We start from the raw sequence: 15,000 nt of genomic DNA, 5'->3' as shown, positions 1-15,000 counted from the left end.
ATTTGATGAAGCGGCTCTTTACGTTCAAGAGCCATGCCAACGATGCACCAGACCATCATTTCCAGGGGCAGGCGGCGTTTACGCAGGGTGACTGTGCCGGACTCGGCAAGACAACGAGAGATGAGCTCCGGGTCAAGAAAATCGCCGAGAGAAGTTAGTGGGTTACGCAAGGAGTCGTAACGAGAAACGAGATCAAGGGCCTGTCCAATGTGCATAAAAAAATCCGGAAACGGGTGAGCATTTCCGGATTCTTACACAACCACTGGATCGGTCAACCGATCCTTAACTGATCGGCATTACCTATTAAGCGGGTTTTTTACTATCGGTGATTGACTGAATTAGTCATCAATCGGAGCCGGTCGGGCAGCCGGAGCTGCAGCAAAGTTAGTTGCTGCATGACCACCGGCAGAACCTTTACCGCTGAACTCATCTGTTGATGGTTGTACGGCCTGTGGTTCTGGCTCGACGGTAGGTACAACCGAAGGCGCAGCAGATTCTGTCTCTTCAGCCGCAGGCTTAAATACCGGGGAGCTGGCAACCACGTTGGCTTCTGAGCTTGGCTCTTTCGCTTCAACCGCTGGAGCTTCAACTACCGCCGGTGTGGCTACATTCGATGTAACTGTATCGCTAACGGCTTCCATTTCGATATCAGCTGGCGCGACAGGTGCCTGAACTTCTGCAACCGGTGCTGGCTGTTCAACCTCGGACACTGGCGCGGCGGCAGGGGCAGAAGCCACGCTGGTCGCGACAATGGATACCGGCGCTTCGATTGGTGCCTCAACCGGTACGTTTACCGTTGGTTCTGGCATTACGCTATCCGGCTGCTCATCAAACGCTTGAATGGCCGGTATCGCTTCAGCCGCAGGGTTAACGTATTCGTTAAACTCGCCGCTGGTTGCCGTGTCGACCATTGTCGGTGCGGTTACGATATCGGTAACGATAGGAGTAACTGCCGCAACGCTAGCTGCTTCAACGACCTGTGTTTCAGGCTGCTGACGCTGACGACGAGCGTTATCTTCAGCAACGTTAGCCGCTTCCAGTGCTTCAATTGGTTCAAACACTTTAGGCTGCTCGGTCACCATCGCCGCATAGTTGATGAAAACTTTACCCGATGCCAGTTCAGGCGATGCCATTGCGAAGGTCAGTGGCATGGCTGAAGCCGTTGGGTATTGCTCATCACGGTAACGACGACGACGCTGACCACTCACGCGCAGATGACGAGGTGAGCGGCGTGAACGACGCGGCATGCCGTTAGTGTCGTTATTGTTATAGCCATTTTGCTCGCTGTCTGAATCAGAAGCCGCATTGGTTTGAGCGACGGCCTCGTCGTTATGAGCTTCAGCAATAACGGGCAGTAACTTAATGTCTTCTACTGGCGCCGTATTCATTACGGCTACCGGCGCTTCAACACTATTTTCAGTCGAAGTTTCAGACTGAGAGGTTACGCGCACTTTATGAGGCAACTGGCGGCGCTGGCGACGTTGTGCAATAACGGCCGGTTTGTCCTCTTCAACCACGACTTCCGGAACGATTACGCTTTCAACAACCGCTTCGGCAACCTGTTCGGTTTGCTGAACCTGTGCCTGCTGTTGACGCCTGTCTTCGTTACGGCGGCGTTGACGGTCGGCACGAGACTCACGACGGCTATCGTCACGGGCTGGGGCCGGGGCAGCAGCAGCAGTTTCTTGAGCGACGGCCTCTTGCGGCTGACGATTGTTACGACGAGCATCCTGCGCGTTATCGCGGTTTGGACGTTCATTATTACGTTCGCCATTGCGGTCTTTACGATTGTTATTGTTGCGACGGTTGTTATTACGGCGATCTTGTTGAGCGTTAGTGGTTTTTTCACTTACCGCTGGCTCAGCTGCTTTAACCGGTTCTGCCGGTGCTAACAGGTTTTTCAGGCCGCTGACAAAGCGAGATAACAGCCCCGGACCCGCTGGCGCAGCCGGTGTTGATGCTGCTGGCGCAGGTGCCGTTTTTTTCTCTTCAACAGGAACGGATTCCGTTGCTAGGGAGAAGCTGGCTAGTGCCGGTTGCTCAGGCAGCTTACGCTCATGGGTTGTTTCTTCTTCGCTTTCTGTTTCTGCTTCATGTAACTGAGGCAGTAAGTAGCTTAATACGTTACTTTCTTCGCCAGGTTTTTTACGAATCACTTCGTAATGTGGCGTTTCCATACGGTCGTTTGGTACCACAACAACGCGAACTTTACCGCCTGAACGACGTTCAATGGCGTTAATTGATTCACGTTTCTCGTTCAGCAGGTAAGAGGCAACCTGTACAGGAACGATGGCGTCAACTTCTTTGGTATTGTCTTTTAACGCTTCTTCTTCAATCAGACGCAGAATCGACAGGGCCAGAGATTCGTTATCACGAACGGTACCGGTTCCGTTACAGCGAGGACACACGTGGTGGCTTGACTCGCCTAACGATGGGCTCAGACGCTGACGGGACATTTCTAATAGGCCAAAGCGTGAAATACGACCGATCTGGATGCGGGCACGGTCTTGACGAACGGCATCTCGCAGACGGTTTTCAACTTCACGCTGATGGCGAATTGGGGTCATATCGATAAAGTCGATAACGATTAAGCCACCTAAGTCACGCAGGCGTAACTGGCGGGCAATTTCATCGGCGGCTTCGAGGTTAGTATTAAAGGCCGTTTCTTCAATATCGCCGCCGCGGGTTGAGCGCGCGGAGTTGATATCAATGGCGGTTAATGCTTCGGTGGTATCGATAACAATTGAACCGCCGGAAGGGAGGCGAACCTCGCGCTGGAAGGCCGATTCAATTTGAGATTCAATTTGATAATGGCTAAATAACGGAATTTCACCGGTATAAGGCTTGATTTTGCTGCTGAAATCAGGACGGCCAAGGGCTGCAATGTGCTCTTTAGCCAGATCGAGGATTTTCATATTGTCGATCAGGATTTCGCCGATGTCCGGGCGTAAATAATCACGGAAGGCTCGAACAATAACGTTGCTTTCTTGATGGATTAAGAACGGAGCAGGGCGACCTTCGGCCGCTTTCTTAATGGCTTCCCAGTGCTTTAAACGGAAGGATAAATCCCACTGTAAGGCTTCTGCAGATTTACCAACGCCAGCCGTACGGACGATCAGGCCCATACCGTTAGGAATTTCAAGAGAGTCCAGCGCTTCTTTTAATTCCTGACGATCGTCACCTTCGATGCGACGGGAAATACCGCCGGCACGAGGGTTGTTTGGCATTAAAACTAAATAACTACCGGCCAGACTAATAAATGTAGTTAGTGCTGCGCCTTTATTTCCACGCTCTTCTTTATCAACCTGAACGATAACTTCCTGACCGACGTGTAAAACATCTTTGATGTTCTGGCGCCCATGGGAAGAACTGTTGGATGAAAAGTATTCGCGGGAAATTTCTTTAAAAGGGAGGAAACCGTGTCGATCTGCACCGTAGTCAACAAATGCCGCTTCAAGACTTTGTTCAACTCGGGTTATTTTGCCTTTGTAAATATTAGCTTTTTTCTGTTCATGTCCTGGACTTTCAATATCCAAATCGTACAGACGTTGCCCATCAACTAAGGCTACACGCAACTCTTCTTGCTGAGTTGCGTTAATTAGCATTCTTTTCATTTAAACTTTACTCATTTTTTTACATTGTCAATTGAGTCTACGCATAGGGGAACTAATGGACGGAGTTAACCGATGGCCCCGAGTCTTATCGCAAAATCGTCAACCTCACGGCTGTCGCTTGCATAGGGGCGCATTATCTCGGTAAGCCTGTATTTCTTTGTGAAAACAGCGCTTTTTATCAGGGAAAGCCATCTCTAAAAAGTAAATCGAGAGCGGTTCCTTTTTACCATCCAAGCCACTACCCGTAGCTCGCTAATTGCTTGATATCTTATAGTGTCTTACGCCATTGCTGCACTGATTAAGCGATCTGCAAATTTTATTTTTTGCCTATTTTCTCGCCATCGGCGGGTTTAAGGCATAAAAACAGCCACATTATCAACTGCTGGCCGCGTTATGGCAAGGTGACTTTTACTGTTTCACATAATCATGTAAAAACAATGTTAAATTATCACGGTGTTCAAGTCAGCGTGCCAGAACATTCACAGAACTACCTCAGTGGTATATAACTCATTTTGTTGCCGAAATAGCGTTATTATAAGTGTAGACATGAAAACAATTTAATAAGGCATATTTAGCAAAAAATGATCGTGCTAGAATCCACATTATGAAAACAAGTAATCCATCGGTACCATCCGTACAAAATATCGCTATCACTGCCGATACCGCAGGGCAGCGAATTGATAACTTTTTAATCACCCTGCTAAAGGGCGTTCCAAAAAGTATGATTTACCGCATCTTGCGTAAAGGTGAGGTTCGCGTTAATAAAAAGCGTATTAAGCCGGAATATAAGCTACAGGACAGCGATATTATTCGCGTCCCGCCGGTTCGGGTCGCTGAACGGGAAGAGTCGGTCGTTTCCGCTAAGTTAGATAAGGTGGCGGCGCTAGAAAACTGCATTATTTTTGAAGATGACTATATTTTGGTGCTAAATAAGCCGTCAGGCACTGCCGTTCACGGTGGAAGTGGTTTGAGTTTTGGCGTAATTGAAGGGCTTAGGGCATTAAGGCCTGAGGCTAAGTTTTTGGAGTTAGTTCACCGTTTAGACCGTGAAACGTCCGGCGTGCTGTTAGTGGCTAAGAAGCGATCCGCTTTGCGAACGTTGCATGAACAGCTGCGGCTTAAAACCATGCAAAAAGACTATCTGGCGTTGGTTCGGGGACAATGGCAATCCCATTGCAAAGTGATACAGGCGCCTTTGTTGAAGAACGTGCTGCAAAGCGGAGAGCGTATTGTCCGGGTTGATGCAGACGGTAAACCGTCAGAAACCCGGTTCAAAGTCGAAGAACGCTTCGATAGCGCGAATGCGACGTTGGTGAAAGCCAGTCCGGTAACCGGTCGAACCCACCAGATTCGGGTTCATGCATTATATGCTGGCCATCCGATTGCGTTTGACGACCGCTACGGCGATCGGGAGTTCGACAGCGCTTTAGCGGCGACTAAGCTGAATCGGCTATTCTTACATGCGGCTGCGCTGCGGTTTGAGCACCCAAACACCGGTGAAACGATGAGAGTGGAAGCCCCGATGGACGGCGCGTTACGCTATTGCTTAACGGTGTTACGCAACCCAAAATAGTATCGTGCTAAATGCGTCGGTAGCGATGTAGCTATATATAGAAGAAATATCGCTACCGACCAGATTGATAGGTCAGGGGATTGATACCCGCTTTTATCAATAATTTCGTCAATGAGATTAAAGGTAGGCCGACTAAGGTATTGGGGTCGCTTCCGGCCAGCCTGTCAAACAGGGCGATACCCAACCCTTCACATTTAAAACTGCCAGCACAGTTCCACGGCCGTTCTTTATCTAAATAAGCGCTGATTTCACTCTCTGTCAGTTGACGAAAATGGACCTCAAAGGTTTCGCACAGCGCTTCATATTGGCCTGACTTCCCATTATATAGGCATAATCCAGTGTAAAAAGTAATGCACTGGCCGCTGGCCTGAGATAGCTGAATCATGGCATTGGTTTTGTTATGTGGTTTGCCCGTTATTTGGTTATTGAGTACGCAAACCTGATCGGAACCAATAATTAAGCCGTCAGGATGGCTGATTGCCACCGTTGTTGCTTTTTCTATTGCTAAACGAACCACTAAATGCTCTGCCGTTTCATTTTCTTTAGCCTGTTCATCAATATTCGGTGCGACGGCAATAAACGGGATACCGAGTTTTTCGAGCAAAGCCATCCGATAGGATGAGGTTGAAGCTAAGACTAACGATGACATAGTGATACCTGATAGCACTGCGTTGGGCCGTATAGTCTATCGTAGCCCATAATAGAGTTACATTTTGTTTCGCTCATTTTATGCTTATTATTGGTTAAATCCTGATTAAAAGGATGGCGAAATAGGGCGGGCTACCTTAAACTATGGCCCATCTTAAGCGCTGAGATGTTAAATGCAGGTGATTTACGTGCTTTTTCTTTGACTATCAGCCATTACAACGTTAATATGCGCGCCCTATGCAAAAGGTAAAATTACCCTTAACTATTGATCCGCTTCGTACGGCTCAGAAAAGTCTCGATTACGCTGGAATTTACTCAGCCGATCGGGCCGTGCGTTTAGCCGAATCAGTAGTAAGTGTGGATAGTGATATCGACGTAGAAGTATCATTTAATATTGATAATCAACGTTTAGTTGTTATTACAGGCAAAGCGAGCGTTCCAGTAACGCTGATGTGCCAGCGCTGTAATCACAACTTTGAATATACCGTTCACGCAACGTATTGTTTCAGCCCGATCAAAAATGATGAGCAGGCAGAAGCATTACCGGCAGGCTATGAGCCAATCGAAGTCGATAACTTTGGCGAAATCGATTTGCTGGCACTGATTGAGGATGAACTTATCCTTTCTTTGCCAATAGCACCGGTTCATGAATATGAACACTGTGAAGTGTCCGACGCGGACATGATATTTGGTCAACTGTCCCCTGAGGCAGACAAACCAAATCCATTCGCCGTATTAGCCAGTTTAAAGCAAAAGTAACCGAGGAGTAAGGTCGATGGCCGTACAACAGAATAAAAGTACCCGTTCAAGACGTGGCATGCGTCGTTCACATGATGCATTGACTACTGCCGCAGTATCTGTGGATAAAGTCTCAGGTGAAACCCACCTGCGTCACCACATCACAGCTGACGGTTACTACCGTGGCCGCAAGGTAATCGTTAAGTAATCGGCGATACCTTGACTCGTCTAACCATTGCGTTAGATGCTATGGGCGGGGACTTCGGTCCCTGCGTTACAGTGCCTGCATCTTTGCAGGCATTGGCTTCTAATCCAGCCCTCATTCTTCAGCTTGTTGGCGATCCTTCCACCATCGAACCCCTGTTAGTTAATAGCAAACCCGATATTCTCAAACGACTTCAAGTTATCCCAGCCGAATTAATGATTGCTAACGACGCGAAACCGTCATCCGCCATCAGAAATAGCCGCGGCACCTCTATGCGTATTGCTTTAGATTTAGTGAAAGAGGGGCAGGCTCAGGCCTGCGTCAGCGCAGGAAATACCGGCGCACTGATGGGGCTGTCGAAATTGATGCTAAAGCCCTTAGAGGGAATCGAGCGTCCGGCATTAGTGACTGCGGTACCCAACCAGAATGGCGGTAAAACGTTATTGTTGGATTTGGGGGCTAACGTTGAATGCGATAGCGAAATGCTGGTTCAGTTTGCGGTGATGGGCGCGGTAATGGCAGAGGAAATTCTGCAGATCCCTAACCCTCGGGTTGCGCTGTTGAATATTGGTGAAGAAGAAACTAAAGGGCTTGATAACATTCAGGCTGCCGCGGCTATACTCCGCAATGCACAACAGATAAACTATATTGGCTATCTGGAAGGGAACGATCTTCTGACTGGTGAAACTGATGTGCTAGTATGTGATGGTTTTGTCGGTAACGTAACGTTAAAGACATTGGAAGGCGTAGTTCGAGTATTTCTTTCATTATTATCGTCAGGTAAAACAAAACGTCCGTGGTGGGCAAAACTCATTGGTTATTGGTTCAAAAAGAGTTTGTCTAAACGTTTCGGGCATTTAAATCCCGATCGATATAATGGAGCCTGTCTGTTAGGATTACGCAGTACGGTGATTAAAAGTCACGGCGCTGCAAACCAACAGGCTTTCACCGTAGCCATTGAGCAGGCCATACAGGCCGTGGAGCGGAACGTTCCTACGCAAATTGCTGCTCGTCTTCAGGCTGTATTACCTAAGAGTGACTGATCGTTCATGTATACAAAAATTCTTGGTACCGGTAGCTATCTGCCTGTACAGGTACGAACCAATGCCGATCTAGAGCAGATGGTAGATACAACAGACGACTGGATTGTTTCTCGTACAGGGATCCGTCAGCGTCATATAGCAGCACCAAATGAAACTGTCGCCACCATGGCTTGCCATGCGGCTGATAAAGCTATTGAAATGGCCGGTATAGACAAAGATGAGATCGGGTTGATTATTGTTGCAACCACCTCTTCCAGTAACGCCTTCCCGAGTGCGGCTTGCGAAGTTCAGAATTATTTAGGTATTAAAGATGCTGCCGCATTTGACGTTGCAGCAGCCTGTGCCGGGTTCGCCTACGCTATTAGTATTGCCGATCAATATGTGAAAAATGGTGCTGTAGCGAAAGCGCTGGTTATTGGTTCTGACGCATTAAGTCGGACGTTGGATCCACAAGACCGCGGTACGATCATTCTATTTGGTGATGGTGCAGGAGCCATTGTTGTCGGCGCTTCACAAGAGCCGGGAATTATCTCTACCCATCTTCATGCGGATGGCCGTTATGGCGATCTGCTCACGTTGCCTAATCACGATCGGGTTGATCCGTCTAAGTCGGATTATTTGACCATGAAAGGGAATGACGTATTTAAAGTTGCAGTTACCGAGTTGGCGCATATCGTTGATGAGGCTCTGACTGCCAATAATATTGATAAATCTGAGCTGGACTGGTTAGTGCCACATCAGGCTAATTTACGCATTATCTCTGCCACGGCGAAAAAGCTGGGAATGGGAATGGAAAAAGTGGTTATTACTTTGGATCGTCATGGTAATACTTCAGCCGCGTCGGTTCCGGCAGCGTTAGATGAAGCGGTGAGAGACGGTCGGATCCAACGAGGCCATTTGATTATTCTTGAAGCCTTCGGCGGTGGATTTACCTGGGGCTCTGCGTTAATCCGGTTCTGATTTTTGTCTGAAACTTTTGTTTGGAAAAACAATAATGAGTCAATTTGCAATAGTGTTCCCCGGGCAGGGGTCACAGACGGTAGGAATGCTGTCCGCGCTGGCGGATAGCTTTCCGATTGTACAGCAGACTTTTGCGCAAGCGTCTGACGCTTTAGGTTACGATTTATGGGATCTGGTTCAACAAGGGCCTGAAACTGAATTGAATAAAACGTGGCAAACCCAGCCGGCGTTATTGGCCGCGTCAGTGGCAATCTGGCGAGTATGGCAGCAGCAGGGCGGTAAAACGCCTGCGGTTTTGGCCGGGCATAGCCTTGGTGAATATTCCGCATTAGTTTGTGCTGGCGTATTAGATTTTAAAGATGCAATTCGCTTAGTCGAACTTCGCGGTAAGCTGATGCAAGAAGCGGTTCCTGAAGGCACCGGTGCGATGTCCGCTATTATCGGATTGGACAACGATGCTATTGCTAAAGCCTGTGAAGAGTCTGCTCAAGGGCAGGTTGTTTCTCCAGTGAATTTTAATTCACCGGGGCAAGTGGTTATCGCAGGCAATAAAGAAGCCGTAGAGCGAGCAGGCGCAGCCTGTAAAGAGGCGGGTGCCAAACGTGCTCTACCTTTACCCGTTAGCGTGCCTTCTCACTGTGCGTTAATGAAGCCAGCGGCAGATAAATTAGCCGAAGCGTTAAAAGCCATCGCATTTAATGCGCCTCAGATAACGGTAATTAATAACGTTGACGTTAAAGCTGAAACCGATGCTGAGGCTATTCGTAGTGCGCTAGTTCGCCAGCTATACAATCCGGTTCGTTGGACTGAAACCGTTGAGCGTATGGCGGCCGAAGATATTACTTATTTATTAGAAGTTGGTCCGGGTAAAGTATTAACCGGATTAACGAAACGAATTGTCGATACGTTATCCGCTGCGGCGGTGAACGATCCTGCTAATTTACAAAGTGCGCTTGAGCTGTAAGTTAGAACAGAATAATCGTAAAGGGGAAATGAATGAGATTAGACGGAAAAATTGCTTTGGTCACCGGTGCTAGCCGTGGGATTGGCCGAGCGATAGCTGAAAAACTCGTTTCTGAAGGTGCCACCGTAATTGGAACCGCAACGTCAGAAAAGGGCGCTGAAGCTATTAGTGAATATTTAGGCAAAAATGGAAAAGGATTGGCGCTGAATGTGACCGATTCCGCATCTATTGAAACTACGCTTAATACTATTCGTGCTGAATTTGGTGAAATTGACATTCTGATCAATAATGCAGGTATCACTCGCGATAATCTGCTAATGAGAATGAAAGATGATGAGTGGCAAGACATTCTTGACACGAATTTGACGTCGGTTTTTCGCCTATCAAAAGCAGTTATGCGTGCAATGATGAAAAAACGTTATGGACGGATAATTACTATTGGCTCAGTTGTTGGTACAATGGGTAATGCAGGGCAGACTAACTACGCGGCAGCTAAAGCTGGTATAATTGGTTTTAGCAAGTCGCTGGCGCGTGAAGTTGCCTCCAGAGGTATTACCGTTAATGTTATCGCGCCCGGTTTTATTGAAACCGATATGACGCGTGCATTGACAGACGAACAACGGTCAGGCATTTTGTCACAAGTCCCAGCTAATCGCTTGGGCGAAGCAAAAGAGATAGCCAGCGCTGCTGCATTTTTAGCCTCTGATGAAGCTGGATATATTACGGGTGAAACCTTAAACGTGAATGGTGGCATGTACATGCTTTAAGAATCGCTAATTTTTTAAGCAATTTGAGTCAGTTTTGGGCAAAAAGTTTAAAATTGTGGTTCGACCAGCCGTTATTTGGTTGCATCTTTTTCAACATTGAATAAACTACGAAAACCATCGCGTTAGCGAGTTTTGATAGGAAATTTAAGAGTATGAGCACTATCGAAGAACGTGTTAAGAAAATTATTATTGAGCAACTGGGTGTTAAAGAAGAAGAAGTTAAGAACGCCGCTTCTTTCGTAGAAGACCTCGGTGCTGATTCTCTTGACACCGTTGAACTGGTTATGGCTCTGGAAGAAGAGTTTGATACTGAGATTCCAGACGAAGAAGCAGAGAAGATTACTACTGTTCAAGCAGCGATTGATTATATCACTGCTGCTAACGCGTAATCTGAACATATCTAGGCGGTCACTCGACCGCCTAAGTTTTTCTTCATTTCCTAATTCAAATTATCCCTCTTTGGAGGATTCAGCGTGTCTAAGCGTCGAGTTGTAGTGACTGGTATGGGCATGTTATCCCCTGTCGGCAACACTGTAGAGACTACATGGAAGGCTCTCCTTGCTGGGCAGAGTGGTATTAGCCTTATTGACCATTTCGATACTAGCGCCTACGCAACGCGTTTTGCTGGTTTAGTTAAAGGTTTTAACTGTGAAGAATTCATTTCACGCAAAGATGCGAGAAAAATGGATGCCTTCATTCAATATGGTATTGCTGCCGGTATGCAGGCAATGCAAGATTCCGGTATTGAAGTAACCGCAGAAAATGCACCGCGTATGGGTGCCGCCATTGGTTCAGGAATCGGTGGTTTAGGCTTAATTGAAGAGAACCACAGCGCACTAATGACCGGTGGCCCTCGTAAAGTAAGCCCGTTCTTTGTGCCTTCAACTATTGTGAATATGATCGCAGGTCATCTTTCCATTATTTATGGACTAAGAGGCCCGAGTATTTCTATCGCTACGGCCTGTACTTCAGGCGTACATAATATTGGTCATGCGGCAAGAATTATTGCGCATAACGACGCAGATGTTATGTTGGCCGGTGGGGCAGAAAAAGCCAGCACGCCGTTAGGCGTTGGCGGATTTGGTGCTGCACGCGCACTTTCAACCCGAAATGATGATCCTCAGGGCGCAAGCCGTCCGTGGGATAAAGACCGCGATGGTTTCGTACTTGGCGACGGTGCCGGCATTATGGTGCTGGAAGAGTATGAACACGCCAAAAAGCGCGGTGCGAAAATTTATGCTGAAGTTGTTGGTTTTGGTATGAGCAGCGATGCTTACCATATGACTTCACCTCCTGAAGATGGCGCCGGAGCAGCGTTAGCTATGGAAAACGCATTACGTGATGCTAACGTGACCCCGTCACAAATTGCTTACGTTAATGCCCATGGCACTTCAACTCATGCCGGTGATAAAGCAGAAGCCTCGGCAGTGAAGAGCATATTTAAACAGGATGCCAAGCGGGTTATGGTTAGCTCAACCAAATCCATGACCGGCCACCTGTTGGGTGCTGCTGGTGCGGTAGAGTCGATTTTCTCTATTCTTGCACTGCGCGATCAGGCTATCCCTCCAACCATTAATCTGGATAATCCGGATGAAGGTTGCGATCTTGATTTTGTTCCGCACGAAGCTCGTCAGGTCAATGGAATGGAATATGTGTTATGTAATTCATTCGGTTTCGGCGGTACTAACGGTTCGGTTTTGTTCCGTAAAATATAGGCTCAGAGCGGATATCTTCTCTAATGAGTAAATAAACGGCCCGGTATATTCACCGGGCCGTTTTACTTATAGAATCGGGGAATGCTTAATGATAGTTAACGCGTTCCTGATAACATCTCGATGATAATGGCCAAAACGATGAAGAAAAAAATTATAGGGATTTTTGCAGTACTTATACTGGCCGGAGCTGCCGGACTTTTTTCTGGCTATAAATGGCTACAGAGCTACGCAGAAACTGCGTTAACTATTCAACAGGACGCTTACTTTACTCTGCCTGCGGGCACCGGGCGGGTGGGCTTAGCTCAACTGCTGGTAGATAAGAAGATTGTCGAGAATATCAAACCTTTTCCATGGTTATTACGGGCTAAGCCTGAATTAGCTGGCTTCAAAGCAGGAACCTATAAATTAACTCCGGGAATGAGTATTAAAGATTTACTTCTATTGCTCCGTTCCGGTAAAGAAGCACAGTTCTCGATTCGATTTATCGAAGGATTGAAAATGCAGGACTGGCTGCAGCTGCTAGCCGAAGCGCCATATATCAATCAGACCTTAAAAAATTTGAACAATAGCGATATTGCTGAGCGCCTTGAGATTAACGATCCTAAGCATCCGGAAGGCTGGTTCTACCCGGACACCTATAATTACACTGCCGGTACCACGGATATTTCATTGCTTAAGCGAGCCCACGAACGGATGAAAGCCACTGTGGATGAAGTATGGCTCGGCAGAGCTGAAAACCTACCTTATAAAACACCTTATGAAATGATGATCATGGCATCTATCATTGAAAAAGAGACGGCTTTGGATTCTGAACGGGATAAAGTGGCCTCGGTGTTTATTAACCGCATGCGTATTGGAATGAAGTTACAGACCGATCCGACGGTAATTTACGGTATGGGTAGTCAATATAACGGCAATATCACCCACAAAGATCTGGCCACGCCAACGGATTACAACACTTACGTTATCAACGGGCTGCCGCCAACGCCAATTGCGATGCCGAGCGTTGCTTCATTAAAAGCGGCGGCGCATCCGGCAAATACGCCTTACCTGTATTTTGTTGCGGACGGTAAAGGTGGTCATACTTTTACCACTAACTTACAAAGCCATAATCAGGCCGTGCGCAGCTATCTTCAAATTTTACGTGCAGGAAAATGATCGTTATGAGTGGTAAATTCATTGTTATCGAAGGGCTTGAAGGTGCAGGAAAAACTACTGCCCGGGATACCATTGTTGCTGAGCTGAAAGCCAAAGGGATTCAGGATATTGTCTTTACCCGCGAGCCGGGAGGAACGCCGCTGGCAGAGAAATTGCGCGAGCTGGTTAAGCAGGGCGTTGAAGGCGAAATACTGACGGATAAAGCCGAAGTATTGATGATGTACGCTTCACGAATTCAGCTGATTGATAATGTGATTAAGCCTGCATTAGCGCGCGGAGCTTGGGTAGTTGGCGATCGGCACGATCTCTCTTCTCAAGCCTATCAGGGCGGCGGCCGCGGTATTGATAGTAAACTGATGACGGCATTGCGAGACACCATTCTGGGTGATTTCTATCCGGATCTGACCTTATATCTCGATCTTCCTCCAGAAATTGGTTTACAGCGGGCCCGGCAACGAGGCGAGCTTGATCGCATTGAAAAAGAGTCGTTAGCCTTCTTTGAACGCACCAGAGCGTGTTATCTTGAGTTAGCCTCAGGTAATGATGCCATTATCACTATCGATGCTTCACAACCTCTTGACGACGTTACGGCAGATATCCGTCAGGCGATGCAACAATGGTTGGAGCAGGTTAAGTGATTTGGTATCCGTGGTTAACGCCGGTTTATAAGCAACTAGTTGCTCAATACGCCTCTGAGCGTAATCATCATGCATTATTGATCCAGTCGGTTCCGGGCTGTGGAGATGAGCCACTGATACAGGCGTTAGGCCGTTGGCTGATGTGCCAACATCGCAACGGTGAAAAAACCTGTGGCGTTTGCCATAGCTGCAATTTGATGAAAGCTGGAACGCACCCCGACTGGCTGGTTGTGGAGCCGGAAAAGGGCAAAAGTGCGCTTGGCGTAGACCAGATCCGCCAACTGACTGAAACCCTCTATTCTCACTCCCAACAGGGCGGGCTAAAGGTTGCTTGGATCCCTCAGTCTGAGCTGCTTAGCGAAGCCGCCGCAAACGCATTGCTTAAAACGCTGGAAGAGCCGCCAAAAGATACCTACTTCCTGCTGGGTTGTTACGATCCGTCACGCTTATTGGCCACGATACGCAGCCGTTGTTTCCACTGGCTGTTATCTTGTCCCGATGAAGAATTCAGCGTTAAATGGCTGACACACCAGAATGCAGGCCAACGTGATAGCTTAAAGACCGCTTTGCGTTTGAGCCATGGCGCACCCATTGCCGCGCAACAGCTACTAACCTCAGACATCTGGGGAAAACGCGAAGCGGTTTGCCGTGGCTTAGGCGTGGCTTTTCAGCAACGGGATCTACTGTCACTGCTTGCGTTATTGAATCATGACAATGCTGACGAGCGCATTCACTGGGCAGTTTCTCTCTTGCTAGACGTTTTAAAATACCAGCAGGGAGCGGCGACGTTCATTGTGAATCAGGATTTCACTGCTATCATTCAAAATATGGCTGAGCTAGCCTCTTCGGTGACGTTTAATCAGATAATCCAGAAGTGGCTCAATTGCCGCCACGATTTGTTGTCCGTTGCCGGAGTTAACCGGGAACTGCTATTGACCAACATGCTTAATCAGGCCGATGAGCTATTAGCCTGATTT

The 15,000-nt window shown here is 47.7% G+C and carries 15 protein-coding genes; 12 read left to right on the top strand and 3 right to left on the bottom strand.

Annotated features, from left to right (window positions below; translation table 11 throughout):
* Both GVI43_RS08570 and rne read right to left on the bottom strand, forming a co-directional pair.
* Nucleotides 1-215, bottom strand: a 215-nt coding sequence (locus tag GVI43_RS08570) for a transposase domain-containing protein (protein WP_211959076.1), incomplete at its 3' end; no start/stop codon positions are given.
* Between the two features lie 123 nt (nt 216-338).
* Nucleotides 339-3,614, bottom strand: a complete 3,276-nt coding sequence (gene rne, locus GVI43_RS08565; RefSeq protein WP_159566443.1) for a ribonuclease E — start codon at nt 3,612-3,614, stop codon at nt 339-341.
* Nucleotides 3,615-4,218: 604 nt separating this feature from the next.
* Here rne and rluC point away from each other — a divergent pair.
* Nucleotides 4,219-5,187 (top strand): 23S rRNA pseudouridine(955/2504/2580) synthase RluC, encoded by a 969-nt coding sequence (rluC, locus tag GVI43_RS08560; protein WP_159566442.1) that lies wholly within the window; start codon nt 4,219-4,221, stop codon nt 5,185-5,187.
* Between the two features lie 52 nt (nt 5,188-5,239).
* On the opposite strand, the gene GVI43_RS08555 is transcribed toward rluC, so the two are convergent.
* The gene (locus GVI43_RS08555; protein WP_159566441.1) at nt 5,240-5,836 is read right to left on the bottom strand and encodes a Maf family protein; all 597 of its coding nucleotides are present in this window, start codon (nt 5,834-5,836) and stop codon (nt 5,240-5,242) included.
* A 236-nt stretch (nt 5,837-6,072) separates the two neighbouring features.
* Here GVI43_RS08555 and yceD point away from each other — a divergent pair, with 236 nt between their 5' ends.
* The 11 genes from yceD to holB all read left to right on the top strand — a co-directional run bounded on the left by yceD (nt 6,073) and on the right by holB (nt 14,997).
* On the top strand, nt 6,073-6,594 hold the full coding sequence (yceD, locus tag GVI43_RS08550) for a 23S rRNA accumulation protein YceD (RefSeq protein ID WP_159566440.1): 522 nt from the start codon (nt 6,073-6,075) through the stop codon (nt 6,592-6,594).
* A 16-nt stretch (nt 6,595-6,610) separates the two neighbouring features.
* Nucleotides 6,611-6,781 (top strand): 50S ribosomal protein L32, encoded by a 171-nt coding sequence (gene rpmF / locus GVI43_RS08545; RefSeq protein ID WP_159566439.1) that lies wholly within the window; start codon nt 6,611-6,613, stop codon nt 6,779-6,781.
* Nucleotides 6,782-6,792: 11 nt separating this feature from the next.
* Nucleotides 6,793-7,821, top strand: a complete 1,029-nt coding sequence (plsX, locus tag GVI43_RS08540) for a phosphate acyltransferase PlsX (RefSeq protein WP_159566438.1) — start codon at nt 6,793-6,795, stop codon at nt 7,819-7,821.
* A gap of 6 nt (nt 7,822-7,827) precedes the next feature.
* Nucleotides 7,828-8,781 carry a beta-ketoacyl-ACP synthase III gene (locus tag GVI43_RS08535; RefSeq protein ID WP_159566437.1) on the top strand — a complete coding sequence of 318 codons (954 nt, stop codon included), beginning with the start codon at nt 7,828-7,830 and terminating at the stop codon, nt 8,779-8,781.
* A 34-nt stretch (nt 8,782-8,815) separates the two neighbouring features.
* Nucleotides 8,816-9,745 carry an ACP S-malonyltransferase gene (gene fabD / locus GVI43_RS08530; RefSeq protein WP_159566436.1) on the top strand — a complete coding sequence of 310 codons (930 nt, stop codon included), beginning with the start codon at nt 8,816-8,818 and terminating at the stop codon, nt 9,743-9,745.
* 32 nt (nt 9,746-9,777) lie between these two features.
* Entirely contained in the window at nt 9,778-10,512 is a 735-nt protein-coding gene (gene fabG, locus GVI43_RS08525) for a 3-oxoacyl-ACP reductase FabG (RefSeq protein WP_159566435.1), read from the top strand.
* Nucleotides 10,513-10,664: 152 nt separating this feature from the next.
* Nucleotides 10,665-10,901: an acyl carrier protein gene (gene acpP, locus GVI43_RS08520; protein WP_029095374.1), complete on the top strand. Its 237-nt coding sequence runs from the start codon at nt 10,665-10,667 to the stop codon at nt 10,899-10,901.
* Nucleotides 10,902-10,985: 84 nt separating this feature from the next.
* The gene (fabF, locus tag GVI43_RS08515; RefSeq protein ID WP_159566434.1) at nt 10,986-12,227 is read left to right on the top strand and encodes a beta-ketoacyl-ACP synthase II; all 1,242 of its coding nucleotides are present in this window, start codon (nt 10,986-10,988) and stop codon (nt 12,225-12,227) included.
* A gap of 138 nt (nt 12,228-12,365) precedes the next feature.
* The gene (gene mltG, locus GVI43_RS08510; protein ID WP_159566433.1) at nt 12,366-13,385 is read left to right on the top strand and encodes an endolytic transglycosylase MltG; all 1,020 of its coding nucleotides are present in this window, start codon (nt 12,366-12,368) and stop codon (nt 13,383-13,385) included.
* A gap of 5 nt (nt 13,386-13,390) precedes the next feature.
* Nucleotides 13,391-14,023, top strand: coding sequence for a dTMP kinase (tmk, locus tag GVI43_RS08505; RefSeq protein ID WP_159566432.1), 633 nt, complete (start codon nt 13,391-13,393; stop codon nt 14,021-14,023).
* Nucleotides 14,020-14,997, top strand: coding sequence for a DNA polymerase III subunit delta' (holB, locus tag GVI43_RS08500; RefSeq protein WP_159566431.1), 978 nt, complete (start codon nt 14,020-14,022; stop codon nt 14,995-14,997). Before tmk ends, holB begins: the two co-directional genes overlap by 4 nt.
* Nucleotides 14,998-15,000 lie beyond the last annotated feature (3 nt).

It is taken from the genome of Budvicia diplopodorum (assembly GCF_009800925.1).
In the GTDB taxonomy this organism is placed as follows: Bacteria; Pseudomonadota; Gammaproteobacteria; order Enterobacterales; family Enterobacteriaceae; genus Budvicia; species Budvicia diplopodorum.
This window is presented reverse-complemented; position numbering and strand designations above follow the sequence as displayed.